Annotated in this window: 25 protein-coding genes; 9 read left to right on the top strand and 16 right to left on the bottom strand. The window is 60.2% G+C overall.

Annotation, left to right across the window (positions count from 1 at the left end):
* Window positions 1-116: 116 nt before the first annotated feature.
* Entirely contained in the window at window positions 117-1034 is a 918-nt protein-coding gene (gene metR / locus AB4N73_RS15990; protein ID WP_016773382.1) for a transcriptional regulator MetR, read from the bottom strand.
* 216 nt (window positions 1035-1250) lie between these two features.
* Between metR and AB4N73_RS15985 the strand changes: the two genes are divergently transcribed.
* From AB4N73_RS15985 to AB4N73_RS15975, 3 genes are all read left to right on the top strand, one after another.
* A complete protein-coding gene (locus AB4N73_RS15985; protein WP_217851391.1) occupies window positions 1251-2285 on the top strand; it encodes an alpha/beta fold hydrolase in 1035 nt (344 codons plus the stop codon).
* A 107-nt stretch (window positions 2286-2392) separates the two neighbouring features.
* Window positions 2393-3088, top strand: coding sequence for a hypothetical protein (locus tag AB4N73_RS15980; protein ID WP_024014168.1), 696 nt, complete (start codon window positions 2393-2395; stop codon window positions 3086-3088).
* Window positions 3085-3993, top strand: a complete 909-nt coding sequence (locus AB4N73_RS15975) for a hypothetical protein (RefSeq protein WP_122507766.1) — start codon at window positions 3085-3087, stop codon at window positions 3991-3993. Before AB4N73_RS15980 ends, AB4N73_RS15975 begins: the two co-directional genes overlap by 4 nt.
* Before the next feature lie 18 nt (window positions 3994-4011).
* Here AB4N73_RS15975 and AB4N73_RS15970 read toward each other — a convergent pair whose 3' ends face one another.
* The 11 genes from AB4N73_RS15970 to AB4N73_RS15920 all read right to left on the bottom strand — a co-directional run bounded on the left by AB4N73_RS15970 (window position 4012) and on the right by AB4N73_RS15920 (window position 16698).
* Window positions 4012-4341: a GlpM family protein gene (locus AB4N73_RS15970; RefSeq protein WP_177342732.1), complete on the bottom strand. Its 330-nt coding sequence runs from the start codon at window positions 4339-4341 to the stop codon at window positions 4012-4014.
* Window positions 4342-4349: 8 nt separating this feature from the next.
* A complete protein-coding gene (gene aauR, locus AB4N73_RS15965; RefSeq protein ID WP_024014166.1) occupies window positions 4350-5675 on the bottom strand; it encodes a two-component response regulator AauR in 1326 nt (441 codons plus the stop codon).
* A complete protein-coding gene (gene aauS / locus AB4N73_RS15960; protein ID WP_041479880.1) occupies window positions 5672-7573 on the bottom strand; it encodes a two-component sensor histidine kinase AauS in 1902 nt (633 codons plus the stop codon). The genes aauR and aauS overlap by 4 nt, the downstream gene beginning before the upstream one ends.
* 228 nt (window positions 7574-7801) lie before the next feature.
* On the bottom strand, window positions 7802-8536 hold the full coding sequence (locus AB4N73_RS15955; protein WP_016773390.1) for an amino acid ABC transporter ATP-binding protein: 735 nt from the start codon (window positions 8534-8536) through the stop codon (window positions 7802-7804).
* Complete coding sequence (locus tag AB4N73_RS15950) at window positions 8481-9203, bottom strand: amino acid ABC transporter permease (RefSeq protein WP_460059047.1); 723 nt, start codon at window positions 9201-9203, stop codon at window positions 8481-8483. The genes AB4N73_RS15955 and AB4N73_RS15950 overlap by 56 nt, the downstream gene beginning before the upstream one ends.
* Window positions 9203-9949 carry an amino acid ABC transporter permease gene (locus AB4N73_RS15945; protein WP_016773392.1) on the bottom strand — a complete coding sequence of 249 codons (747 nt, stop codon included), beginning with the start codon at window positions 9947-9949 and terminating at the stop codon, window positions 9203-9205. Before AB4N73_RS15945 ends, AB4N73_RS15950 begins: the two co-directional genes overlap by 1 nt.
* A gap of 200 nt (window positions 9950-10149) precedes the next feature.
* A complete protein-coding gene (locus tag AB4N73_RS15940) occupies window positions 10150-11064 on the bottom strand; it encodes a glutamate/aspartate ABC transporter substrate-binding protein (RefSeq protein WP_056790042.1) in 915 nt (304 codons plus the stop codon).
* Window positions 11065-11590: 526 nt separating this feature from the next.
* Window positions 11591-13126, bottom strand: a complete 1536-nt coding sequence (gene glpD / locus AB4N73_RS15935) for a glycerol-3-phosphate dehydrogenase (RefSeq protein ID WP_076564008.1) — start codon at window positions 13124-13126, stop codon at window positions 11591-11593.
* 289 nt (window positions 13127-13415) lie between these two features.
* Complete coding sequence (locus tag AB4N73_RS15930) at window positions 13416-14171, bottom strand: DeoR/GlpR family transcriptional regulator (RefSeq protein WP_007953179.1); 756 nt, start codon at window positions 14169-14171, stop codon at window positions 13416-13418.
* Between the two features lie 95 nt (window positions 14172-14266).
* Window positions 14267-15769, bottom strand: a complete 1503-nt coding sequence (gene glpK, locus AB4N73_RS15925; RefSeq protein ID WP_024014162.1) for a glycerol kinase GlpK — start codon at window positions 15767-15769, stop codon at window positions 14267-14269.
* A 77-nt stretch (window positions 15770-15846) separates the two neighbouring features.
* A complete protein-coding gene (locus tag AB4N73_RS15920; RefSeq protein ID WP_041479875.1) occupies window positions 15847-16698 on the bottom strand; it encodes an MIP/aquaporin family protein in 852 nt (283 codons plus the stop codon).
* Between the two features lie 351 nt (window positions 16699-17049).
* Between AB4N73_RS15920 and ybaK the strand changes: the two genes are divergently transcribed.
* Window positions 17050-17520: a Cys-tRNA(Pro) deacylase gene (ybaK, locus tag AB4N73_RS15915; protein WP_310218138.1), complete on the top strand. Its 471-nt coding sequence runs from the start codon at window positions 17050-17052 to the stop codon at window positions 17518-17520.
* Between the two features lie 99 nt (window positions 17521-17619).
* Entirely contained in the window at window positions 17620-18402 is a 783-nt protein-coding gene (locus AB4N73_RS15910) for a PhzF family phenazine biosynthesis protein (RefSeq protein WP_310218135.1), read from the top strand.
* 120 nt (window positions 18403-18522) lie between these two features.
* Here the strand turns inward: AB4N73_RS15910 and AB4N73_RS15905 are convergent, their stop codons facing one another.
* Together AB4N73_RS15905 and argF are read right to left on the bottom strand one after the other, a co-directional pair.
* Complete coding sequence (locus AB4N73_RS15905; protein WP_095181785.1) at window positions 18523-19632, bottom strand: ABC transporter ATP-binding protein; 1110 nt, start codon at window positions 19630-19632, stop codon at window positions 18523-18525.
* Complete coding sequence (argF, locus tag AB4N73_RS15900) at window positions 19629-20549, bottom strand: ornithine carbamoyltransferase (RefSeq protein WP_024014160.1); 921 nt, start codon at window positions 20547-20549, stop codon at window positions 19629-19631. Before argF ends, AB4N73_RS15905 begins: the two co-directional genes overlap by 4 nt.
* A gap of 406 nt (window positions 20550-20955) precedes the next feature.
* On the opposite strand from argF, the gene AB4N73_RS15895 reads away from it, so the two are divergent.
* The 3 genes from AB4N73_RS15895 (at window position 20956) to grxD (ending at window position 23926) form a co-directional block, all read left to right on the top strand.
* Window positions 20956-21246: a hypothetical protein gene (locus tag AB4N73_RS15895; RefSeq protein WP_041479870.1), complete on the top strand. Its 291-nt coding sequence runs from the start codon at window positions 20956-20958 to the stop codon at window positions 21244-21246.
* Window positions 21247-21381: 135 nt separating this feature from the next.
* A complete protein-coding gene (locus tag AB4N73_RS15890; protein ID WP_460142294.1) occupies window positions 21382-23487 on the top strand; it encodes a molybdopterin oxidoreductase family protein in 2106 nt (701 codons plus the stop codon).
* Window positions 23488-23584: 97 nt separating this feature from the next.
* Window positions 23585-23926 (top strand): Grx4 family monothiol glutaredoxin, encoded by a 342-nt coding sequence (grxD, locus tag AB4N73_RS15885; protein ID WP_016773402.1) that lies wholly within the window; start codon window positions 23585-23587, stop codon window positions 23924-23926.
* A 202-nt stretch (window positions 23927-24128) separates the two neighbouring features.
* Here the strand turns inward: grxD and bfr are convergent, their stop codons facing one another.
* Both bfr and AB4N73_RS15875 read right to left on the bottom strand, forming a co-directional pair.
* Entirely contained in the window at window positions 24129-24602 is a 474-nt protein-coding gene (gene bfr / locus AB4N73_RS15880) for a bacterioferritin (protein ID WP_016773403.1), read from the bottom strand.
* Between the two features lie 201 nt (window positions 24603-24803).
* The gene (locus AB4N73_RS15875; RefSeq protein ID WP_003227725.1) at window positions 24804-25022 is read right to left on the bottom strand and encodes a bacterioferritin-associated ferredoxin; all 219 of its coding nucleotides are present in this window, start codon (window positions 25020-25022) and stop codon (window positions 24804-24806) included.
* Between the two features lie 312 nt (window positions 25023-25334).
* Here AB4N73_RS15875 and AB4N73_RS15870 point away from each other — a divergent pair, with 312 nt between their 5' ends.
* Complete coding sequence (locus tag AB4N73_RS15870; RefSeq protein WP_003227723.1) at window positions 25335-25937, top strand: peroxiredoxin; 603 nt, start codon at window positions 25335-25337, stop codon at window positions 25935-25937.
* Window positions 25938-25966: the final 29 nt, after the last annotated feature.

Raw genomic sequence — 25966 nt, 5'->3', positions numbered from 1 at the left:
CCTTGTGGGAGCGAGCCTGCTCGCGAAGGCGTCCGTCCAGCCGACATCATCGCTGAATCATCCACCGCTTTCGCGAGCAGGCTCGCTCCCACAGTGAGATCTCTTGCTCTGGAGAATCAGCGTACGGCACTGACCCCATCGAGGGTCGAAAACGAGGTGTCCTTGGCGGTCAGGAGGAAATCGCGCATGTACGGCGCGTCGAGCATGTCCGTGCGAATCGCCGCGTACAGCGTCGCGAACAAGCCCTTCTCACCCAACCGTTTGCCCTTCACATAGCCGCGCGAGCTGTATTCATGCAGCGCCCAGTGCGGCATGCCGCAGACGCCACGGCCGCTGGCGACCAGTTGCATCATCATCACCGTCAGTTCCGAAGTGCGCACCTGCGCAGGTTCGATGTCGGCCGGTTCGAGGAAGCGGGTGAAGATGTCCAGGCGATCACGCTCGACCGGGTAGGTGATCAGCGTTTCCGTCAACAAATCTTCGGGAACGATGTACGGCTTGCTCGCCAGTGCATGCTGATTGGCCACGGCAAGCATGGCTTCGTAAGTGAACAGCGGCACGTAAGTGATGCCGGCAATTTCCAGCGGATCGGAGGTCACCACCAGATCCAGATCGCCGCGCGCCAGTGCCGGCAGTGGGGCGAAAGCGAAACCCGAAGCCAGGTCCAGCTCGACCTCCGGCCAGGCATCGCGGAACTGGTCGATGGTCGGCATCAGCCACTGAAAGCAGCTGTGGCATTCGATCGCCATGTGCAGACGCCCGGCGGTGCCACCGGCCAGCCGACCAATGTCCCGTTCCGCAGCACGCAACAGCGGCAGAGTGGCGTCGGCCAGTTGCAGCAAGCGCAGACCGGCGCTGGTGAAGCGCACCGGTTTGGTCTTGCGCACGAACAACTGCATGCCCATGCGCTCTTCCAGCTCTTTGAATTGGTGCGACAGTGCTGACTGTGTCAGATGCAAACGGTCGGCGGCGTCGACCAGGCTGTCGGCCTCGCGCAGGGCATGCAGGGTTTTCAGATGTCGGATTTCAAGCACCGGCGGGCTCCATGAAGAAAACTTGTGACGAATGCGTGGAAGGTGAGTTTGTCTCATGAAGCACGCTTTGTCGATCTGCCGGCCAGGATCCGGCGATGCATTCGACAGACGACCGCTCGGCACTCTTCATCAAACTGTCATGCAACTGTGGCAGCGCGCTTGAACGAACTTCATCAGACTCGCGCTCTACTGGGGTGCTGCGTTTTGGTGTTTTTCATGTTCAAGAGAGTTTTTTCAGTCGCGGCCGCGTTGGCCGCGCTTTTGTTCGGGGCCGGCTCGTTTGCAGCCGGACGCTGTGATGTCAACGTGCCGACCGAGCACGCCGAGCTGGCGCAGGTCAGTCTTGCCTATCAAAGTATCGGCCGCGCATCGGACCCGGCGCTGTTGCTGGTCATGGGCCTGGGTGGGCAGTTGATCCACTGGCCGGATGAAGTGGTTGTCGCTTTGTGCCAGCAGGGTTTCCGGGTGATCCGCTATGACAACCGCGACGTCGGATTGTCGACCTGGCGGCAGGCGCCGATCGAGGCCAATCTGACCTTCGAAGTGCTGCGTTACAAGCTCGGTTTACCGGTGTCGGCACCGTACAGCCTGACCGACATGGCCGACGATGCGTTGGGTTTGATGACGGCGCTGAAGGTTGAGCAATTCCACGTGCTCGGCGCGAGCATGGGCGGGATGATCGCCCAGCACATGGCGGCAATGGCGCCGCAGCGGGTGGAAAGCCTGACCCTGATCATGACCACTTCCGGCGCTGAAGGCCTGCCGGCACCGAGTGCGGCGCTCGTGCAGTTGCTCTCGCGCCGAGGTGCGCCGAACCGCGAGGTAGCGCTGGAGCAACAGGCCGATCTGCTCGCGGCACTCGGTAGCCCGGCGGTGACGGATGATCGACAGGCCTTGCTGCAACAGGCGGCGGCATCCTACGACCGCGCGTTCAACCCCGAAGGCGTCAAGCGCCAGATCATGGCAATCCTTGCCGAACCGAGCCGGGTGGCATTGCTCAATCAGCTGCGCGTGCCGACCCTGGTGGTGCACGGCACGGCAGATCCGCTGCTGCCGGTGATGCACGGCGTGCATCTGGCGGCGCACATTCAGGGCAGTCAGTTGAAACTGATTCCGGGACTGGCGCATCGCTTTCAGGAGGCGTTCAAGGAGCCGTTGCTGGCGGCGGTGCTGCCGTATTTGCAGGCGCATCGAGAGGACACTTCGCATTGGGCTCGGGTCGATCCGGCGGCGCCGAACAATCTGCTGTAAGACTGCGCCAGCATCCTGTCGCCAAAAAAATATCAATGTGCCACTATTGTTTGCCGCGTTGTTGCCGATAAGGCGCAGGAACGTTTTCAGACATAGGGACTTGATCCATGATTTTTCGCGCTACACGTCAATGGGCCGCGCTGGCTCTGCTCGCCGTACTGACTCTCACCGGCTGCGCCCATGTGCAACCGCCCGTGGCCCTGGACAAACAGTTCTGGGATGCCAAAGAGCCGACCATCGGTGTGGCCATTACCGTCGTACCGTCGCCGGTGCTGGCGCTGACCGGCAATCAGGGCATCCTCGATTACGCCATCAATGCCGGCGTCAACAGCAAGCTCAGCGCCAATGTCGAGACCTGGCAGGTGCGCGATCTGGAAACCCTGCCCGACGCCATCGTCGCCAAGCTGCAAGCCAAGGGCTACAAGGCCAAGCGCATTGATGAAAAGGTCGATCTGAAGACCTTCAAGGAAGTCGATTTCCGCGAGGGCTACATGACCAAGGACCTGTCGCCGATGAAAGCTGCCCACGGCATCGACCGTCTGTTGCTGGTGTCGATTTATGCCACCGGTGCCACCCGCAGCTACTACAGCATCGTGCCCACCAGCGTGCCGATGGCCCAGGTCGGCGGCCAGGGCATGGTGATCGATCTGTCGGACAACAAACTCTTGTGGTACCAGCCATTCGCCGCTGTGCAAGCCGCGCAAGGCGAGTGGGACGAGCCGTCCTACACCAACCTGTCCAACGCGTTTTATCAGGCGATGGATAACAGCCGTCAGCAAATGATCGCCCCGTTCGCGCAATGAAACGTCTGGCGCTGACCCTCGCGGCGATCTCGCTGCTGGCGTTGCCTGGCTGTGCGCAGAAACCGGCACCTGAGGCCGGTTTCAAGGATCAGGCGGCCATGAGCTATGTGCAGGCACACGGACTGAAGGTCGACGTGCAACTGCCGGCGGAGTTTGTCGGCGCCAGCACGGTGATCGACAGCAAGGCGGCAGTGAACGCGGCGAATTCCAGTTACACGCTGGTGTCGAGCTCCGGTGCGGGCGCCGGGCTGGCGGGCATTCTGGTGGCCAGTCTGATCAACACGCAAATGGGTTCCGGTACGTTACAGCGCGATGCCGAAAAAGCCGCGCTGAACGAATCGCGGCCGCTGGCCGACCTGCTCGCCGGCGTGCCGTTGCAGGAGCGCTTGCAACAGCGTTTTCAGGCGGCGTCGCAAGTCTCCGGATTCAAGCAGGGGGCAGGTGCGGTCACGGCACGGTTGCTGATCGAACCGAAGCTGATGCTGACGCCCGATCGCGGCAGTTTCGTGCTGGTCAATCAGGTGCAATTACAGGATATCGCCGGCTCGCCGCTGTACCGCATGCGCATCGAAGTGGCCAGTCAGCCGATCCGTCGTTGCGGCAAGCAATGCATCGATGACGGCGCCCTTGACCTGGCCAAGGTCACCGCCGTGCTGGATGAATGTATTGATGAATCCATGCGCGTGTTGAGCGCCGATCTGATGCAACCGACGCCACCGCCGGCCGCGCAGGAAACCCTGCGTTACGTGCTCGACGGCCAGCGCGTGGTCGAGCGCGGTTATCAACTGGCGCAGAACGGCAACTACTGGCGCTACCGCAATCTCTATGGTGCGGTGAAGTCAGTGCCAGTGCCGTTCGAGGATGCTCTGTCGTCCGCGCAACTGGCCAGAGTCTACGGTCGCTAGAGGCTGATGCACGTGGGTTCAGGCATGCAGCCGGACCCACACGCTCACCAATACCGTTGCCGCCATCAGCCACGCCACCGCCGCCACGGCCAGCGATGCTTCCAGGCGCATGCGGTCGACCATCACATACAGCGTCGCCAGATACACGAAGTAGGGAATGATCGACCACATGCCGAACACGATTGTGGTCTTCAGATCGTCGACCGAACGGCCCTTGCCAACGATGTAGTGCGCAATCAGGGCAAAGGTCGGGAACAGCGGCACCAGACCGGCGATGTAGTAGTTTCTGGTCTTCGACAGCGCAGCGAGGATCAGCACGACTGCGGCGCCGATAGCGGCTTTGAGAATCAGATCCATCAGTGGCTCAGCCCGTACTTTTTGACTTTATCGAACAGCGTGGTCTTGGCCATGCCCAGTTCCTGGCTGGCCTGGGTCAGGTTGCCGCCGCTGCGTTGCAAGGCGTCGACCAGCAGATTGCGCTCGAACGCTTCCACCGCTTCGGCAAACGCCAGACCCTGGCCGGCGCTGGCCCCGGATTTCTTGAAGGCCGGCAGGCCGAGGGCGAAGCGTTCGGCGACGTTGCGCAGTTCGCGCACATTGCCCGGCCAATCATGGCTCATCAGGTTCGACAGGGTCTGGTTGTCCAGCTCCGGCAGCGCGCGGTCGAAGCGCAGCGCCGACTGCTGGGTGAAGTGTTCGAACAGTTGCAGGATGTCTTCACGGCGTTCGCGCAGCGGCGGCAATTCCAGGGTCACAACGTTGAGGCGGTAGTACAAGTCGCTGCGAAACTCGCCGGCCTTGCTCGACTCATCAAGGTCGGATTTGGTCGCCGCAATCACCCGGCAATCCACTGCCACGCTCTGGTTCGAGCCGAGACGTTCGAGGGTGCGTTCCTGCAGTACGCGCAGCAACTTGATCTGCAATGGCAGCGGCATGCTTTCCACTTCATCGAGGAACAGCGTGCCGCCGTCGGCGTGCTCGATCTTGCCGATGCGGCGTTTGCCGGCGCCGGTGAAGGCATTGGCTTCGTGGCCGAAGATCTCGCTTTCAAAAAGGTTTTCCGGCAGGCCGCCGCAGTTCAGCGCGACGAACTGTTTGCTGTGGCGCCGACTGAAATCGTGCAGGCAACGAGCGACCAGTTCCTTGCCGGTGCCGGTCTCGCCTTCGATCAAGACGTTGGCCGAGGTGTCGGCGACGTTGGCGATCAGCTCGCGCAGGTTCTGCATCGCCGGTGAGCGGCCGATAATCCGCCCTTCCAGCGAATCGCGTTCGGCCAGTTGCCGACGTAGCGATGACACTTCACGGGCGAGGCTGCGTTGCTCCAGCGCCCGCCGCGCGACATCGACCAGGCGTTCCGGCGAGAACGGTTTTTCCATGAAATCGTAGGCGCCTTTCTGCATCGCGCCGACAGCCATGGAAATGTCGCCGTGGCCGGTGATCAGCACCACCGGCAGGCTGCGATCACGCTGCTTGAGGCGGGTGAGCAATTCCAGCCCATCGATGCCCGGCAGGCGGATATCGCTGATGACGATGCCGGCAAAGTTGTCGCCGACCTGCGCCAGTGCTTCTTCGGCACTGCCGACGCCGATGCACGGAATGTCCTCGAGGGTCAGCGCCTGTTGGCAGCCGAGCAGCACATGGGGGTCGTCTTCGACAATCAGCACACTGAGTTCAGGGTTCATATTGGCTCGGCAGAAAGAGGGCTTACCAACGGTAAACTGAGGACGAAAGTGGTGCCACCGCCGGCCGGGTGTTCGACACCCAGGTGCCCGCCGGTGGCGGCGGCGAGGCTGGCGGACAGGGTCAGGCCCAGTCCCAGGCCTTGCTCGCCGGGTTTGGTGGTGAAGAACGGTTCGAACAGATGCTTGCGCGCTTCGGCGTCGATGCCGTGGCCATTGTCACGCACCCGCAAGCGGTACTTGCCGTTGAATTCTTCACCCTCCAGCCACAGCTGCGGCTGCGGTTGCGCGTGCATGGCGTCGAGGGCGTTGCCGATCAGGTTGACGAGGATCTGTTCGAGACGGGTCTGATCGATCAGCAATTGCACATCGGCAAACTGCCGGTGAATCTGCAGCGCGGTGTTTTCCACGCGCGCGCCGAGCACTTGCAACGCGGCGTCGACGGCTTTGCCGAGACTGGCCTGACCCTTGTTGTCGCCGCGCCGGGCGAACGAACGCAGGCTGGCGGTGATCCGGCCCATGCGGTCGATCAGGTCGTTGATGGTCTTGAGGTTGGTGCTGGCGACGTCGAGCTGGCCGCGCTCGAGAAAGCGCACGGTGTTGCCCGACAGCGTGCGCATCGCCGCCAGCGGCTGGTTCAGTTCATGGGCAATGCTGGTCGACATCTGGCCGATGGCCGCGAGTTTGCCGGCCTGCACCAGTTCATCCTGGGCGCGGCGCAACGTCTCCTCGGCCTGACGGCGCTCGCGGATCTGACTCTTCAGGCGTTCGTTGCTGGCGCGCAGATCGGCAGTGCGTTCGGTAATCCGACGTTCGAGTTGGCTGTTGGCTTCCTGCAACGCTTCGCGGGCGGCGAGGCGGGTGGCGAGGACTTTGCGCCGCTCGTTCCAGGCAATCAGCAGGAAGGCGAACAGGGCAAACGCCACCGCCACCAGAATGCCTTGGTTGATGGCTTCGCGGCGCAGGTCCTGCAATGGCGTGAGCAGGGTGAAATTCCACGGCGTGTCGCTCAGCAGTCGGGTTTGCGCCAGATAACTGATGTCGTCTTCGTCGGGCTGCAATTCGCTGTTGGCCGGGAAGGTCAGTTTCTCCACGCCTTCGGCCAGCGTCTCGCGGGCCAGTGGTTGCAGTTCGTTGAGCGGGAACCAGTAATACTGCAGGCTGCGGGCGAGTTTTTCCTTGATCTCATCGCTGAGCGGGATCACCGATTTCAGCCGCCTGGCAGGATCGCTGGACAGAATGATGATGCCGTTCTCATCGCTGACGAACGCTTCCAGACGCGCCCGTTGCCAGCGCTCTTCCATGGCTTCCAGACGCACCTTGACCACCGCGACACCGATGATTTTGCCGTGTTCTTCGAGGCCGTGGGCGAGGTAGTAACCGGGTTCACCGTTGGTGCTGCCGATGCCATAGAAGCGCCCGGGCTGGCCGCGTACGGCATCTTTGAAATAGGCGCGGAAGGACAGGTCCTCACCCAGGTAACTGTCGACATCGCGCCAGTTGCTGGTGGCCATGACCCGGCCGGTGGTGTCCATGACGTAGATGGCCCGGCTGCGGCTGCGGCGGTTCAGGCCTTCGAGGTAGTCGTTGACCGTCTGCCGGTGCTCCGGGGTCGGATCGGCCAGCAACTGCGGCACACTCGTTTCGAGTTCCAGCAGGCTGGGCAGGTAGGTGTATTTGCTGATCTCGCTTTCGACCGCGCGGGCGTGCAGTTCCAGCTGACGCTGGCCGTTTTCGCCGAGGCTGCGGATGCCGAAGTGTTCACTGGTCCAGAAGCCGATAAAACCCAGTCCGACCATCAGGGCGATGATCAGCGGCGGCAGGAACAGATGACGGATCAGACGGGGCTTCACGGCAAGTGATGGCTCTGCAGCGCGATAAAGAGTGGGGTCGCATTTCATCACAGATGCCTTGGGTCAACCACAACACTTGTTTGTGCCTGTGGCGAGGGGATTTATCCCCGTTGGGCCGCGAAGCGGCCCCAAAACCATCACTGCGGTTTAACTGAAAGACCGCATGCACAGGGTTTACGACTGCTGCGCAGCCGGACGGGGATAAATCCCCTCGCCACAAGGGATCTCATTGTCAGGCTGCCCGCACCCCACAGACAGGGTGCGGGTGTGTTGCTTTTAGTGCTGCAGGATTTTCTCGAGGAAGTGCTGCGCGCGTTCGGAGCGGGCGCTGATGTCGCCGAAGAATTCCTCTTTCGGGCAGTCTTCGATGATCTTGCCCTGATCCATGAAGATCACCCGGTCGGCGACTTTACGGGCGAAGCCCATTTCGTGGGTCACGCACATCATGGTCATGCCTTCGTGAGCCAGTTGCACCATCACGTCGAGCACTTCGTTGACCATTTCCGGGTCGAGCGCCGAGGTCGGTTCGTCGAACAGCATGACGATCGGGTCCATCGCCAGCGCACGGGCAATCGCCACACGCTGTTGCTGCCCGCCGGACAGTTGCCCCGGGTGCTTGTGGGCGTGCGCCGACAGGCCGACGCGCTCAAGCAGCTGCAGACCCTTTTTGGTCGCCTCTTCCTTGCTGCGGCCGAGCACCTTGATCTGCGCGATGGTCAGGTTTTCGGTGATGGTCAGGTGCGGGAACAGCTCGAAATGCTGGAACACCATGCCCACGCGCGAACGCAGTTTCGGCAGGTTGGTTTTCGGGTCGGCGATCGACGTGCCGTCAACCACCACGTCACCTTTCTGGAACGGTTCCAGGGCGTTGACGCATTTGATCAGCGTCGACTTGCCGGAACCCGACGGGCCGCAGACCACGATCACTTCGCCTTTCTTGACCTCGGTGCTGCAATCAGTCAGCACCTGGAAGTCCCCATACCACTTGTTGATGTTTTTGATAGAGATCATACGGCGAACCTTTTTGCAGACGCTTGACCAACCGCGAGGCGGCGAAGCTGATGATGAAGTACACGAGACCGGCGAAAATCAGGAACTCATTGGAGCGGCCGATGATGTCGCCGCTGGCGCGCGAGGCGTTGAGGAAGTCCACCAGGCCCACGGTGTAGACCAGCGAGGTGTCCTGGAACAGGATGATGCTCTGCTGCAGCAACAGCGGGGTCATCTTGCGGAACGCCTGCGGCAGGATGATCAGGCGCATCATCTGCCCGTAGTTCATGCCCAGTGCCTGAGCAGCACCCATCTGGCCCTTGGAAATCGACTGCACACCAGCCCGGACGATTTCGCAGAAGTACGCCGCTTCGAACATCATGAACGCCACGACGCAGGAGGTGAATGCACCGATCGGCGTGTCTTCGCCGGTGATCCAGCGCAGCACGAACGGCACCGCCAGGTAGAACCAGGTGATCACCAGCAGCAGCGGAATCGAGCGGAAATAGTTGACGTAGGCGCCAGCGATGCTCGACAGCAGCTTGTTGTGCGACAGACGGCACAGCGCGAGGATCGTGCCGAGAATCATCCCGCCGATCACGCCCATGGCCATCAGCTTGAGGGTCATCACCATGCCGTTCCACAAACCGGGAATGGCCGGGACAATGCCACTGAAATCGAATTCCATTATTTACCCCCCACGGAGATCAGGCCGGGCACCGCGACTTTCTTCTCGACCAGGCGCATCAGCAGCATCAGGCTCATGTTGAGGGTGAAATAGATCAGGGTTGCCAGGGTGAACGCTTCGAACAGGTTGGCCGAGAACTCGGCGGTCTGTTTGGTCTGCGCCAGCAATTCCATCAAACCGATCAGGGACGCCACGGAGGAGTTCTTGAACACGTTGAGGAATTCCGAGGTGAGCGGCGGAATGATGATCCGGTAGGCCTGGGGCAGCAGCACGTTCCAGTAGATCTGCGGCAGCTTGAAACCCATCGCGCGGGCGGCGGATTCCTGGCCACGGGGCAACGCCTGGATACCGGTGCGCACTTGCTCGCAGACACGGGCGGCGGTGAACAGACCGAGGCAGACGACAACGCTCAGGTAGGCCGAAGTGGTCGGGTTGAGGTCCTGCTTGTACCACTCCTGCAGATCCGGCGGCAGCAGATCGGGCACCAGGAAGTACCAGATGAACAGCTGCACCAGCAGCGGCACGTTACGGAACAGCTCGACGTAGCAGGTCGCAATGCCCGATACGATGCGGTTCGGCACGGTGCGCATGATGCCCAGCAGCGAGCCGAGCAGCAGGGCGATGATCCACGCCACGATGGCGATGGCGATGGTCCAGCCCAGACCGGAGATGAACCAGTCGAGATAGGTCTCGCTGCCCACGCCGGTGGACTTGAAGAACACGCCCCAGTCCCAGTTGTAATTCATTAGGGTCTCCCCTCGATTCGATCGATGTACAAGTGCCCGCCTGGGGAACTCCGTTCCCTCCCCAGTCTTTTTTCAAAGACCGGGCACACGCGATCGGCTCGACAGCCACCGGTTCGAGTGTTTCCAGAAAAATGCCAGCAGGGAGTGACCATCCCCTGAAAAGGCAGGCGCCTCCTCAGGGGATAAGGTTAGTCAGAAAATCAGGACTTCTTGTCGTCAGCCGCTTTGTCGGTCGGATTGGCGATCAGCGCCTTGAGCTCGTCGCTCATCGGGAAGTTCAGGTTCAGGCCTTTTGGCGGAATCGGCTGCATGAACCACTTCTCGTAGATCTTGTTGATTTCGCCCGAAGCGTAGGTGGCCTTGATCGCGTCATCCACAGCCTTTTTGAACGGCTCGTCGCCTTTGCGCATCATGCAGCCGTAGATTTCGTACGACTGTGGCGTGCCGGTCACTTCCCAATCGGCGGCTTTCTTGGCCTTGGCGGCTTCGCCGGCCAGCAGTGCGTCATCCATCATGAAGGCAACGGCACGGCCCGATTCCAGCATCTGGAAGGACTCGCCGTGGTCTTTGGCGGAGATGACGTTCATGCCCATCTGCTTGTCGGCGTTCATCGCCTTGAGGATGCGCTCGGAGGTGGTGCCGGCGGTGGTTACGACGTTCTTGCCTTTCAGATCGTCGAAATCCTTGTACTTGGAGTCTTTCTTGGACAGCAGACGGGTACCGATTTCGAAGATGCCGACGGAGAAGTCGACCTGCTGCTGACGCTCGACGTTGTTGGTGGTCGAACCGCACTCGACGTCCACGGTGCCGTTCTGCACCAGCGGGATACGGGTCTGCGAGGTGACGAGGTTGTATTTGACTTGCAGGTTCGGCAGGTCGAGGTCTTTCTTGATCGCTTCGACGATCTTCAGCTGGATATCGTGCGAGTAGCCGACTGGCTTGCCGGACGCATCAGCGATGTAGGAGAACGGAATGGAGGCGTCACGGTGGCCCAGGGTGATGACACCGGACTCTTTGATTTTCTTCAGGGTGCCGGTGAGTTCGGCGGCGAAAACTGGCGTGCTGATCAGAGCGGCAGCAATGGCTGCGCCCAGGATATGGGGAACGATGCGCATCAAATTTTCCTCGACATTGTTTTTTTTATGGAGCCAGTTTGTCGGCCCTTTTTGTGCTTCGAATGCCTGACGGCTCCTGAAGTGTTGGCACAGCAGGCATTCGTCGAGAGAGTGTAGAGCATGACTCGTGCCAGAGCAGTCGAAGTCCGTTAAGCGATTGTTTTATAACGTTATTAAAGTTTTATGGCGGTAATTTTATGAAGGCATGATCCGGTTAACCGAATCGACTGTGGAGTCGCGTTCGGAAAACCGAACGATCAAAAGCCCCTCACCCTAACCCTCTCCCGGAGGGAGAGGGGACTGACTGCGGTGGATGGTCGAGTTACGGCGACGTGAGATACCGAGTCGACCTCGGACTTTGGAACCCACGGAGATCGGCTCCCTTTCCCCTCTACCCCCTGGGGGAGAGGGCTGGGGTGAGGGGGAAAAGATCCAACTGCCCCAATCAGGTTCAACAAAGTCCACATAACAAAAAGCCCCTGAATCTCACAATTCAGGGGCTTTCGTTCAAGCGATGGGGCGAAGATCAAGCCGCCTCGATCTTCCGGTTCTGCTCAACCTTGCCCAGATACGTCGACAGCTTCTGCTGTTCCTCCGCTGTCGTGAACAAGCCTAGCTTGGTGCGGCGCCACAGGATGTCGTGCGCCGTAGTGGCCCACTCTTCGCTGCACAAGTAATCGACTTCGCGGGTGTAGAGCCCGCCGCCGATGTGCTCACCCATGTCGGCCAGGCTTTCCACGCCTTCAAGCATGCGCCAGGTGCGGCTGCCGTAGGTGACGGCCCAGCGCCGGGCGATTTCGGTCGGGACGAAATCGAACTTGTCGCGAATCCGCGCGCTCAGGGCCTCTGGCGTGGTCATGTCTTCGCCGCCGGGCAGGGTGGCGGTCGCGGTCCAGCTCGGGCGCATCTGGGTGAAGAACGGCATCAACTGCGCCATCGCCGACTCGGCGAGCTTGCGGTAAGTGGTCAGCTTGCCGCCGAACACCGACAGCAGCGGCGCTTCCTCGGCGTTGCCCGACAGCGCCAGGGTGTAATCGCGAGTGACCGCAGACGGGTTGTCGGATTCGTCGTTGCACAGCGGCCGAACGCCCGAGTAGCTGTGCAGGATGTCTTCGCGGCTGAGCTGCTTCTTGAAGTGGGCGTTGACCACTTTCAGCACGTAATCGGTTTCGCCTTCGGTGATCGCTACTTTCGCCGGGTCGCCGGTGTATTCGCGGTCGGTAGTGCCGATCAGAGTGAAGTGGTTCAGGTACGGAATAGTGAAAACGATGCGCTGATCTTCGTTTTGCAGAATATGCGCATGTTCGCCTTCGTACAGTTTCGGCACGATGATGTGGCTGCCCTGGATCAGACGGATGCCATACGGCGATTCCATCTTCAGGTCGTCACGGATGAACTTGGCCACCCATGGGCCGGCGGCGTTGACCAGTGCTTTGGCGGTGATCGAAAACAAACTGCCGTCGGCGCGCTCCAGATGCAGGTGCCACAGACCTTTGGTGCGGCGGGCACTGACACAGCGGGTCTGGGTATGCACATGCGCGCCTTTTTCACGGGCGGCCATGGCGTTCAGGACCACGAGGCGGGCGTCATCGACCCAGCAATCGGAGTATTCGAAGCCTTTCTTGATTTCGCTTTTCAGCGCGCTGTCGGCGCCGAACTTCAGGCTTTTCGAACCTGGCAGCTTTTCGCGTTTGCCAAGGTTGTCGTAGAGGAACAGGCCGGCACGAATCATCCACGCCGGACGCAGGTGCGGGCGGTGTGGCAGAACGAAACGCATCGGTTTGACGATGTGCGGCGCCTTGGCCAGCAGCACTTCGCGCTCGGCGAGCGCTTCACGCACCAGACGGAATTCGTAATGTTCCAGATAGCGCAGGCCACCGTGGATCAGCTTGCTGCTGGCCGACGAGGTGTGGCTGGCCAGGTCGTCTTTTTCGCAAAGGAACACCGAAAGACCGCGACCGGCGGCATCCGCTGCGATCCCGACGCCGTTGATCCCGCCGCCAATCACGGCAACGTCATAGATCTCGGAGAGAGGGGGCGTACGCAAGGTAGAGGTGGACATCGGCTGGCCTCGGTTCTTTTGATTTTGTATTGGAAATCGAACATAAATGTTCATTTGCGAAAATGGTAGCCCATAAACACGCGCGCAGCCAGTCGCGTTCGATTGAAAAAACTCATCGAAGGGCGATTAAAAGAAAATTTTCGAACATGAACGCGCGCAAGGCGCAGAAGATGTGTGGTGTGATCGATCGTTTTCGCGAGCAGGCTCGCTCCCACATTTTGCAATGCATTCCAAGAGTGGGAGCGAGCCAGCTCGCGAAGGCGTCGGTTCGGTCAGCGAGGGAGAGGGTTCAGACGACTTCCAGCCGAATCTTGTGCTGACTCAACAACTGCGCCAGCGCCGGCACCGGTTGCTGATCGGTGACCAGGCAATCGATCAGGCTGATCGGCCCCAGTCGAATCATCGCATTACGCCCGAACTTGCTCGAATCCGCTGCCAGAATCACCTGTCGCGCGTTGGCGATGATCGCCTGGCTGACCCGGACCTCCTGATAATCGAAGTCGAGCAGGCTGCCGTCCTCATCGATCCCGCTGATGCCGACCAAGGCGAAATCGACCTTGAACTGATTGATGAAGTCCACGCTCGCCTGACCGACCACACCGCCGTCGCGGCGCACGTTGCCGCCGGTCAGCAGCACATCGAAATCATCCTTGGCGCTGAGCATCGAGGCGACGTGCAGGTTGTTGGTGATGATCTTCAGGTGACTGTGATTGAGCAGGGCGCGAGCGATCGATTCGGTGGTGGTACCGATATTGATGAACAGCGAGGCGTGATCGGGGATCTGCGCGGCAATGGCTTCACCGATGCGTTGCTTTTCATCGCGCATCTGATCGGCACGCATGGCATACGCGGTGTTTTCGACACTGGAATCGTACGCGGCGCCACCGTGGTAGCGACGCAGCAGGTTGGCTTCCGCGAGCTGGTTGATGTCGCGGCGGATGGTTTGCGGGGTGACAACGAACAGCGTGGCCATTTCCTCGATGCTCACATAGCCGCGTTCGCGGACCAGCTCGAGGATTTGCTGCTGACGGGGAGGCAGATTCATGGGGCTTCCTTTGGGCTGCCAAGCAAAATTTGCCCATGATGCCGCAGGAATCTGCTCCCTACCAGTTAGATACCCTTCTGGAACTGCACGTTGGCTTATTCGGCGTCCTCACGCGCCCAGTCACGGGTGCGGCTGACGGCTTTTTTCCAGCCTTTGTAGAGTTTCTCTTTCTCGGTTTCGTCAAGGCTCGGTTCGAACTCGCGCTCGATCACTGCCTTGCCGCGCAGTTCTTCCAGGCTGCCCCAGAAACCGCAGGCCAGACCGGCCAGATAAGCCGCGCCGAGTGCGGTGGTTTCGCGCATTTGCGGGCGTTCGACCTGGGTGCCGAGGATGTCGGCCTGGAACTGCATGAGGAAGTTGTTCGCCACCGCACCGCCGTCCACGCGCAGAGCTTTGAGGCGTTCGCCGGAATCCTGTTGCATGGCGTCGAGTACGTCGCGAGTCTGGTAGGCGATCGACTCCAGCGCGGCGCGGATGATGTGATCCACACGTACGCCGCGCGTCAGGCCGAACAGTGCGCCACGGGCATACGGGTCCCAGTAAGGCGCGCCGAGACCGGTAAACGCCGGCACCAGATACACGCCGTTGCTGTCCTTGACCTTGTTGGCAAAGTATTCGGTGTCGTGGGCGTCGTTGACGATTTTCAGTTCATCACGCAGCCATTGCACGGTCGAACCGCCGTTGAACACGGCGCCTTCCAGCGCATAAGCCACTTCGCCGCGCGGGCCGCAGGCGATGGTGGTGAGCATGCCGTGCTGGGATTTCACCGCTTTGTCGCCGGTGTTCATCAGCAGGAAACAACCGGTGCCGTAGGTGTTTTTCGCCTGGCCCGGCTCGACGCACATCTGCCCGAACAGTGCCGCTTGCTGGTCGCCGGCGATACCGCCGATGGCGATGCCGCTCTTGGTGCGACCGTAGATTTCCGAGGACGCTTTGACTTCCGGGAGCATCTCGCGGGGGATGTCGAGGATCTCCAGCATCTTCGAGTCCCACTCCAGCGAATGGATATTGAAGAGCATGGTGCGCGAGGCGTTGGTGTAGTCGGTGACGTGCACCTTGCCGCCGGTGAATTTCCAGATCAGCCAGCTATCGACGGTGCCGAACAGCAGCTCGCCGTTGCGCGCACGCTCGCGGCTGCCTTCGACGTTGTCGAGGATCCACTTCAGTTTGGTGCCGGAGAAGTACGGGTCGGTGACCAGGCCGGTGGTGTCGCGGATGTAGTCTTCGTGGCCATCGCGCTTGAGCTGCTGGCAGATCTCGGTGCTGCGGCGGCACTGCCAGACGATCGCGTTATACACGGGGCGGCCGGTGGTCTTGTCCCAGACCACGGTGGTTTCACGCTGGTTGGTGATACCGATCGCGGCAACCTGGTCATGGTGCAGGCCGGCCTGGGCCAGCGCTTCAACCATCACCGCGCTCTGGGTGGCGAAGATTTCCATCGGGTCGTGCTCGACCCAACCGGCCTGCGGGTAATGCTGAACGAATTCGCGCTGCGCGGTGCAGACTACGTTCGCGTCGCGGTCGAAGATGATCGCGCGCGAACTGGTCGTACCCTGATCAAGGGCAATGATGTAGTTCTTGTTCTGAATGTCGGTCATGTCGATTGCCTTGGACGAAAAAAACGAGAGTGGGCCGTGGCGCCGGCTCGGATGGGCAGGAGCCGGCGCCGACTGTTTCAAGAAGTTCTTGGTTTGCCGTCAATGGCCGGTTCTGCATCCTTTGTAGCAGGTGTGGCGCCGGTCAGGTGACGGGCGATGAGCCCGCGATACCCGGCAGCGCCGAGGCAGGCACCGACAATCGGTGCAAAAATCGGAATCAGGAAATACGGAATATCACGACCACCGGTGAAGGAAATTTCACCCCAACCGGTAAAGAAAGTCATCAGTTTCGGACCGAAGTCACGCGCAGGGTTCATCGCGAAACCGGTCAACGGACCCATCGCACTGCCGATCACGGCAATCAGCAGACCGATCAGCAGTGGCGCCATGGGGCCGCGTGGCAGGCCGTTGTTGTCATCGGTCAGGGCCATGATTACGCCCATCAGGATCGCGGTGATGATCATCTCGACCAGAAAGGCCTGGGCCGTCGACAGCACCGGGTTCGGGTAGGTGGAGAACACCGACGCCAATTCAAGGCTGGCGGCCGAGCCACGAATCATCTGGTGGGTTTGTTCGTAATCGAAGAACAGATTGCTGTAGAGCGTGTAGACCAGCAATGCGCCGCAGAAGGCGCCGGCAATCTGCGAAAGGATGTAGAACGGCAGTTTGCGCTTTTCGAAGTCAGCGAAGATTGCCAGAGCAATGCTCACTGCCGGGTTCAGGTGCGCGCCGGAAACCCCGGCGGTGAGGTAGATCGCCATGCTCACGCCGACGCCCCAGATGATGCTGATCTCCCACAGGCCGAAGCTGGCACCTGCGACTTTGAGCGCGGCGACACAACCGGTGCCGAAGAAGATCAGAAGGGCGGTGCCCAGAAACTCGGCCATGCATTGGCCGGAAAGCGATGGTTGCGGTAAAGCAGCTGTCATTGAAAACCTCGGTTCTTTTTCTTGTGTGGCGCCTTGCCAACGGAGCAGGGCGCGATCTTCACCGGGTCGGAATCCCCATTCGGTTCCCGGGTTACTGCTGGGTACTGCGTTGAGCATGATTCTTACATTATTCAGATTCGAAAAAATATAGACAAGAAACAAACCTGTCAAAGGTCGAAAGTGAACTGTCGGTCACAATAAAACTATTCGCCATGTGAATGATCAGCGCGGCGATCAGCTTGAATGCAGCGCGAAGCTACGGGATTCGCGGCTTGGAATAGAGCCTTTTGCCCAACGATGACCTAGAATCCGCCGCAGGTTTTTTCAAAGATTGCCGAACCCGGAGCTGCCATGACCCCAGCGTTGGACTTGTTGAAAAAAGTTCGTGCCGAACATCGCGTGCACAGTTACGAACATGATCCGAAGGCCGCGTCCTATGGGCTGGAGGCGGCGGAGAAGCTCGGGCTCGCACCGGCGCAAGTGTTCAAAACCTTGCTGGCCGCCAGTGAAAAAGGCGAACTGCTGGTGGCTGTGGTGCCGGTCGTCGGAACGCTTGATCTCAAAGGGCTGGCCCATGCCGCTGGAGTGAAGAAAGCCGAAATGGCTGATCCCGCTGCCGCGCAACGCTCCACCGGCTACCTGTTGGGCGGCATCAGCCCGCTCGGGCAGAAGAAACGCCTGCGCACCTTCATCGACAGTTCCGCTCAGAGGTTCGCGACTATTTATGTGAGTGCCGGGCGGCGAGGACTGGAAGTGGAATTGGCGCCGGCAGTATTGGCTGAGCACACCCAGGCGCAGTTCGCCGATATCGGCCGGGCTTAAAATGCGCGCCAGCTGTATGAAGAAAAAATTGCGCTTCTGTCACTGGCACTGATCCGGGCCGCCGTTGCATGCTCGGTCGACCAATTCAGGGAGAAAATCATGCAGCTTGCGTTTCATCAGGTCGACGCGTTCAGTGATCGGCCGTTCAGTGGCAACCCTGCGATGGTCTATCGGCTCGACAGCTGGCTGGCCGATGACTTGATGCAGAAGATCGCCGCCGAACACAACTTGGCGGAGACTGCGTTTCTGGTGCGCGAAGGTCAGGCCTGGCATATCCGCTGGTTCACTCCGACTACTGAAGTGCCGCTGTGCGGGCATGCGACCCTGGCCAGCGCGTTTGTACTGTTCGAAATCCATAAGGAAAGTGCCGAGCGCATCGACTTCATCTGCAAGTCCGGGCCGCTGAGTGTCAGCCGCGAAGGCGACCGCTTGTGGCTGGATTTCCCGACCATCGTGCCTTCGGAAATCGGCGTGACGCTGGATGTCGAGCGGGCGCTGGGTGTCGAGGCTGTTGATGTGCTCGGCTCCAACGAACTGTTCGTGGTGCTGGAATCGGAGCAGGCCGTGCTCGACTGCAGACCGGACATGGCGGCACTGGCGAAACTGCCATGGCTGGGTGCAATCGTCACCGCGCGTGGCAATCAGCACGACTTCGTCTCGCGCTATTTCGCCCCGGCCATCGGTATCAATGAAGACCCGGTGACCGGCTCGACCCATTGCAGCCTGATTCCGTACTGGGCCAAACGTCTGGGCAAATCGAACCTGACCGCGTGCCAGCGCTCGGCGCGGGGCGGGGAGTTGTTCTGTCGGCTGGAAGGTGAGCGGGTGAAGATTGGCGGCAATGCGACGCTTGTGGCCAGCGGTACCCTGTTTTTAGGCTGAGGCAATACCAACTGTGGGAGCGAGCCTGCTCGCGAAAGCGCTCTTTCAGTCAACATCTTCGGCGACTGAAACACCGCATTCGCGAGCAGGCTCGCTCCCACAATTTTTATCCAGTGCGGATCAAAGGCTGGTGCTGAACCGACGGACGCCGTTTTCCACCGCCGGAATCTGCGCCGCCGTGCTGCCGGATGCCTGGAACAGCACCAGGTGATCCGCCGCTACGCGAATCCCGACCTGCGCGCCAACCAGATGATCGGCGTGGCTGGGGAAGATCGATTCCAGCTGCGCGCCGGTCGGCAGTTGCAGGCGATACAAGGTCGCCGCGCCGAGGAATGTCTTGCCGACAATCTGCGCCTTCAATGGGCTGTCCGGTGCATAAACAATGTCATCCGGACGCAACAGCACATCCACTGCACCGCCAATCGGCCAGGTGTAAGCGCGGTTGCCGCGCAGTTCACCCAGCTCGGTCTGCACCGATTCCGGGGTGACGAGCTGGCCGCGAATGAAATAGCCCTGACCGATGAAACTGGCGACATACGGCGTCGCCGGTTCGTGATAGAGGTTGTAGGGCGTATCCCACTGTTCCAGCCGACCTTCCTTGAACACGCCAACATGATCGCTGACGGCAAAGGCTTCTTCCTGATCGTGGGTGACCAGAATCGCGCTGGTACCACGGGCCTTGAGGATGTCGCGCACCTCATGGCTGAGCTTGCGGCGCAGTTCGCCATCGAGATTGGAGAACGGCTCGTCGAGCAGCAGCAACTGCGGCTCCGGCGCCAGGGCGCGGGCGAGGGCGACGCGCTGTTGCTGACCGCCGGACAATTCGTGGGGGAAGCGCTTGCCGAGGTTTTTCAGGTTGACCAGTTCCAGCAGCTCTTCGACCACGCGCGCCTTGTTCGGGTGCTTACGAATGCCGAAAGCGATGTTGTCGGCCACGCTCAGGTGCGGGAACAGCGCGTAGTCCTGAAACACCATGCCGATCCGGCGTTTCTCCGGCGCCAGGGTGAAACCGGCACTGGACAGGGTTTCGCCACCGAGGGTGATTTCGCCTTCATGCACCGGTTCGAAACCGGCGATTGCGCGCAGGGTGGTGGTCTTGCCGCAGCCGGACGAGCCGAGCAGGCAGCCGATGTCGCCGGCGTTGAGGTGCAGATTGAGGTTCTGCACCACGCGTTGATCTTGGTAGCCGCAAGCGAGGTTGCGCAGGTTCAGCAGTAATTCATGGCTCATGCGTGGTGATATGCCGGTTCGACGAGGAACTCGAGCAGGGCCTTCTGTGCGTGGAGACGGTTTTCTGCCTGATCCCAGGCGACGGAGCGCGGGTCATCGAGCAGGTCGAGACTGATTTCTTCGCCACGGTGCGCCGGCAGGCAGTGCATGAACAGCACGTCCTCGGCAGCGAGGTCGAGCAAGGCACGGTTGACCTGAAACGGCGCGAACAGCTTGAGGCGCTTGGCAGTTTCCTCTTCCTGACCCATCGAAGTCCAGACATCGGTGCTGACCAGATGCGCGCCACGCACGGCGTCCTGCGGATCGCGGACGATGGTCACGCGATCACCAGCCTGGGCGACGAATTCCGGGTTCGGCTCGTAGCCTTCCGGGCAGGCAACGCGCAACTGGAAGTCGAACTGGATCGCCGCTTCTATATAGCTGTTGCACATGTTGTTGCCGTCACCGATCCAGGCCACGGTCTTGCCCTGGATCGAGCCACGGTGTTCGAGGAAGGTCTGCATGTCGGCGAGCAACTGGCACGGGTGCAGATCATCGGACAGGCCGTTGATCACCGGCACGCGCGAGTTGGCGGCGAATTCGGTGAGGGTGCTGTGGGCGAAGGTGCGGATCATCACCGCATCGAGCATGCTCGACATGACGATGGCGCAATCGCTGATCGGCTCGCCACGGCCCAGTTGGGTGTCGCGCGGGGACAGGAAGATTGCCTGGCCGCCGAGCTGGATCATGCCGGCCTCGAAGGAGATCCGGGTACGGGTCGAGGATTTTTCGAAGATCATCCCCAGCACGCGGTTTTTCAGAGGCTCGAACAGTACGCCGCGGTTACGCAGGTCTTTGAGCTCAACGCCTCGACGGATCACGCTGACCAGCTCTTCGGGCGTGCAATCCATCAGGGAGAGAAAGTGCCTTGCGCTCATCATTGACTACCTTTTTGCTACAGACCGCAGATGCTCAAAGCCTTGTTTAACGGAACAACGGGCGAGACCTGCGGCGTAAGCCGCACGGGGCGACGAAATAGGGGAAGGCGCGATATTGACACTAAATGTCGCGTTTTTCCAATAGGGTACTTTTGTCAGCGGGATTCGGAGCGCGGACCGAGCATTTCGATCACGCATATTGAAGCCGGATTCAGTACAGCGGTGAGCCTCTTTGTACACTGGCGCCGCCGCGCTTGGCAATGCGCCGCGACGGCAACGCAGCGGTCCTGGTCGGTTTGCGAACGCTGCGCCACCGATTCGCTTGGTCGGATGTTCAGACTGAAACATTTGCTAAAGCAAAGTGCTGGGTTATAAATAAGTTTCGAGCGACGCAGGAAGCCTCCGCATGGAATCGAAAGAACAACTGTTAATGGAGCTGCTGGGCCACACGGCTCGCTCTCTGACCCATCTCACCGCGTCAGTCACCTCGATGTCTTTCGAGTTGCTGCGCAGTGACGACGAAGTGGTCAAATCCGCCGGCCGACACATGATCGATCGCATGGCCACCATCAGCGCCGGGCTTGATGAGCACTGGCGGTTGATCGGCGAGCTCACCGGCGTGCACGTCGCCCACGAGCAGATCGAAACCATCCAGGAAATCCAGCTGGCCGCGCCGCCGCAGTTGCCTTCGAACTGATCGCGACGGTTTATCGGCTGCCCTGATAACCGTCGATTCACGAGACGAACGTCGCTGGCGCCTGCTCCGCGCACGGGCCATAGTTTTGTTCCCGCGGGCGTGATTGCCTGCCCCCGAACAAGACAGAGACTGGCCATGACCAAGACTCTTCACCACCGTGCGTGCCACCTGTGCGAAGCCATTTGCGGGCTGACCATCGAAACTACGGAAACCGATGGCGATGTCGCGATCACCTCGATCAAGGGTGATGCCCTCGACACCTTCAGCCGCGGCCATATCTGCCCGAAAGCCGTGGCCCTGCAAGATATTCAGAACGATCCCGATCGCCTGCGTCAGCCGATGCGCCGCGTCGGCAGCGAATGGCTGCCGATCAAGTGGGACGAGGCGTTTGCCTTGGTGGCCGAGAAACTCGCGGCGATTCAGGAACGTCACGGCCAGAACGCCGTTGCGGTGTATCAGGGCAATCCGAGCGTGCACAACTACGGCCTGATGACCCACAGCAATTACTTCCTGGGGTTGCTGAAAACCCGCAATCGCTATTCGGCAACGTCGGTCGATCAACTGCCGCACCACCTCAGCAGCTATCTGATGTACGGCCACGGCTTGCTGTTGCCGATTCCGGACATCGATCACACCGATTTCATGCTGATCCTCGGCGGTAATCCGCTGGCGTCCAACGGCAGCATCATGACCGTGCCGGACGTCGAGAAGCGCCTGAAGGCGATTCAGGCGCGCGGTGGCAAAGTGGTGGTAGTCGATCCGCGCCGCAGCGAAACCGCAGCGATGGCCGATCAGCACGTGTTCGTCCGCCCGGGCGGCGATGCGGCGTTGCTGTTCGGCATGCTCAATACGCTGTTCAGCGAAGGCCTGACCCGCGACAGCCATTTGCCGGTCGATGGCCTCGACGAAGTGCGAAACGCCGTGGCTGAATTCAGCGCCGAAGCGATGAGCCCGCTCTGCGCGGTGCCTGCCGAACAGATTCGCCAACTGGCGCGCGACTTCGCTGCCGCACCGAGTGCCGTCTGCTATGGGCGCATGGGCGTCTCGACCCAGGCCTTCGGCACTCTCTGTCATTGGGTGGTGCAGTTGATCAACCTGGTCACCGGCAACCTCGACCGCGTTGGTGGTGCACTGTGCACCGAACCCGCTGTGGATCTGGTGGCGTCGACCTCGGGCGGGCATTTCAACAAATGGCAGAGCCGCGTTTCCGGTCGTCCTGAATACGGCGGCGAGTTGCCGGTCTCGGCGCTGGCCGAAGAAATGCTCACCGACGGGGAGGGGCAGATCCGCGCGCTGATCACCGTCGCCGGCAACCCGGTGTTGTCGACACCCAACGGCCGGCAACTGGAACAGGCGCTGGACGGCCTCGACTTCATGCTCAGCATCGACCTGTACATCAACGAAACCACGCGCTATGCCGATCTGATCCTGCCGTCGACCTCGGCGCTGGAAAACGATCACTACGACACTACGTTCAACCTGTTTGCGGTGCGTAACGTGACCCGCTTCAATCGCGCCATCCTCGCCAAGCCCGAGGGTGCGCTGCACGACTGGGAGATCTTCGTCGGCTTGGCCAAGGCCTTCGCCGAGAAAACCGGCAAGGAGCTGAAACCAACGATGCCGCCGGCGAAGATGATCGACATGGGCCTGCGCATGGGCCGCTACGGCGATGCGTCCGAGCACAAGTTGTCGTTGGCGACGCTGTTCGATCATCCGCATGGCGTGGATCTGGGTGCGCTGAAACCGAATCTGGCATCACGTCTGAAAACGCCGAATCAGCGTATCCAGGCCGCACCGCCGGAAATTCTCGCTGACCTCGCTCGCTTTGCCGCGTTGCAGGCGCCGGCTGCCGATGAATTGTTGATGATCGGCCGCCGCCATGTGCGCAGTAACAATTCGTGGATGCACAACTTCCATCGACTGGTGAAGGGCAAGCCGCGGCATCAGTTGCTGATGCACCCGGATGATCTGGCCAGCCGTGGCCTGGCCGACGGGCAACGGGTTCGGGTGAGTTCGCGGGTCGGGCAGATCGAGGTGGAAGTGCTCGCCAGTCTCGACATGATGAAAGGCGTGGTCAGCCTGCCCCACGGTTGGGGCCACGCGCGCCCGGGCGTGCAGATGGCGATCGCCAGCGGCCAGCCGGGGTCGAGCGCCAACGACCTGACCGACGAGTGCCAGCTTGACGAACTGTCGGGCAACGCGGCGTTGAACGGTGTGCCGGTGACAGTGGCGGCGGCTTGAGCGGGTCTGTCGGGGAGACCGAGCATGGCGCTCGGGATTCCGTTACAATGCGCCACCGTGCCGACCTCTGAGTCGGAAAGTTCAGCCGAGGTGCTCCATGGATATCATCGAAACGATTAAAGAGCAGATTGCCAACAACACCATTCTGCTTTACATGAAAGGCTCGCCGAATGCCCCGCAGTGCGGCTTTTCCGCAAAAGCTGCGCAAGCCGTGATGGCCTGTGGTGAAAAGTTCGCGTACGTGGACATCCTGCAGAACCCGGAAATCCGCGCCAACCTGCCAAAGTACGCCAACTGGCCGACTTTCCCGCAACTGTGGGTCGGCGGTGAGCTGGTCGGCGGCAGCGACATCATGACCGAGATGGCTGCAGACGGTTCGCTGCAAAGCACCATCAAGGCGGCTGTCGAAGCGGCAGCGGCGAACAAGTCCGAAGCCTGATTCTACGTTCATAGAGTTTCGCTCGACGACGCGTCTCCCGTAGGAGCTGTCGAGTGAAACGAGGCTGCGATCTTTTGATCTTCGGCCAGCAAAAAGCCCCGCACCTCGAAAGAGGGCGGGGCTTTTTTGTTGGTTATATGAGTTGACTGAGTATCAAGGCTGAAATCGATAAAGATCGCAGCCTCGTTTCACTCGACAGCGCCTACTCTTCGCCCATCTGCGACTGCAGATAGTTTTCCAGACCGATCTTGTCGATCAGGCCGAGCTGGGTTTCCAGCCAGTCGATGTGTTCTTCTTCCGACTCGAGAATGTCTTCGAGCAGTTCACGGCTGCCGAAGTCGCCAACGGTTTCGCAATGGGCGATGGCGGCTTTCAGGTCAGCGTGGCCGGTCTTTTCGATGCGCAGGTCGCATTCGAGCATTTCGCGGGTGTGTTCGCCGATGTGCAGCTTGCCCAGGTCCTGAACGTTCGGCAGGCCTTCAAGGAACAGGATGCGCTTGATCAGCTTGTCCGCGTGTTTCATCTCGTCGATGGATTCGTGATATTCGTGCTTGCCGAGCTTGTTCAGACCCCAATCTTCATACATGCGCGCATGCAGGAAGTACTGATTGATCGCGACCAGCTCATTGGCAAGGATCTTGTTGAGATGCTGGATGACTGTAATGTCGCCTTTCATGATCGGAGTCCTGCCCTGTATTAACTGTATATAAGGCGGAGTTTGAGCTTGGTGTTTATAAGTGTCAAACCTAAGTTATTGAATAATAAATGAAAATTAATCGGAATAAGAATGTTTGTGTTCCGCGTCTGGACGCTAAGCAATTGATTTTCAGGCATAAAAAAACCGGACGCGAAGTCCGGTTCTTTGAAATGGGGGCATTTACGCAGCAGTAAATTCTACAGGGTAAGGGATCGCGGCCTGGGCGGTTTGCAGCTTGGTCAGGGTTTCGCGGACCACTTCCTTGGCAAGGCAGGCGCATTTGCCGCACTGGCTGGCGACGCCGGTGGCCTGGCGAACTTCTTTGTAGCTGCAGCAACCTTCATAGATCGCTTCGCGGATCTGTCCGTCGGTGACGCCAGTGCAGAGGCAAACATACATAAGTAAGAACCGTCGCTGGTTGTGACTCAATTGCGATGGATCTTAATGTTAACGAGAATGATTGTCAAAGTGCTTTCGGAACGCTTCCCAGCCAATTTGCCGGCGACTGACGAACGGTATTTGCCAGGCGCTCCCTTGACCCAATGAATACGCAGTGGATAACCGAACAGGGAAAATCCGTTACGGACAGGCCAAACACGCAGTGTATGATGGTCGTCCCTTGCGAAGAGGGTTCGTGTCACAGGGCTGTCGCCTGAGGGTGACAGGCTGGCCCGGACCCTGAACTTCAAGTTTCTACACCAGGAGATATCAATGAGCGTACTCGTAGGCAAACAAGCCCCAGACTTCACCGTCCCGGCCGTACTCGGCAATGGCGAGATCGTTGACAGCTTCACCCTGTCCTCGGCCATCAAAGGCAAATACGGCCTGGTGTTCTTCTACCCGCTGGACTTCACCTTCGTCTGCCCGTCCGAGCTGATCGCTCTGGACAACCGCATGGCTGACTTCAAGGCGCGCAACGTTGAAGTGATCGCTGTGTCGATCGACTCGCACTTCACCCACAACGCCTGGCGCAACACTCCAGTGAACAATGGCGGCATCGGCCAGGTGAAATACACCATGGCTGCCGACATGAAGCACGACATCGCCAAGGCTTACGACGTTGAATCCGAAGGCGGCGTGGCTTTCCGCGGCGCGTTCCTGATCGACGACAAAGGCGTGGTTCGCTCGCAGATCATCAACGACCTGCCGCTGGGCCGTAACATGGAAGAGCTGATCCGTCTGGTCGACGCGCTGCAATTCCACGAAGAGCACGGCGAAGTCTGCCCGGCCAACTGGAAGAAAGGCGACAAAGGCATGAACGCTTCGCCAGAAGGCGTTGCGGCTTACCTGACCGAAAACGCTGCTGCCCTGTAAGGCGCAACGTCGAGGTAGAAAAAAACCGG

The sequence above is a fragment of the Pseudomonas sp. S3_B08 genome, assembly GCF_054667725.1.
Note: the sequence above shows the minus strand (reverse complement) of the source record. Positions and strands in the feature narration are given on the sequence as shown.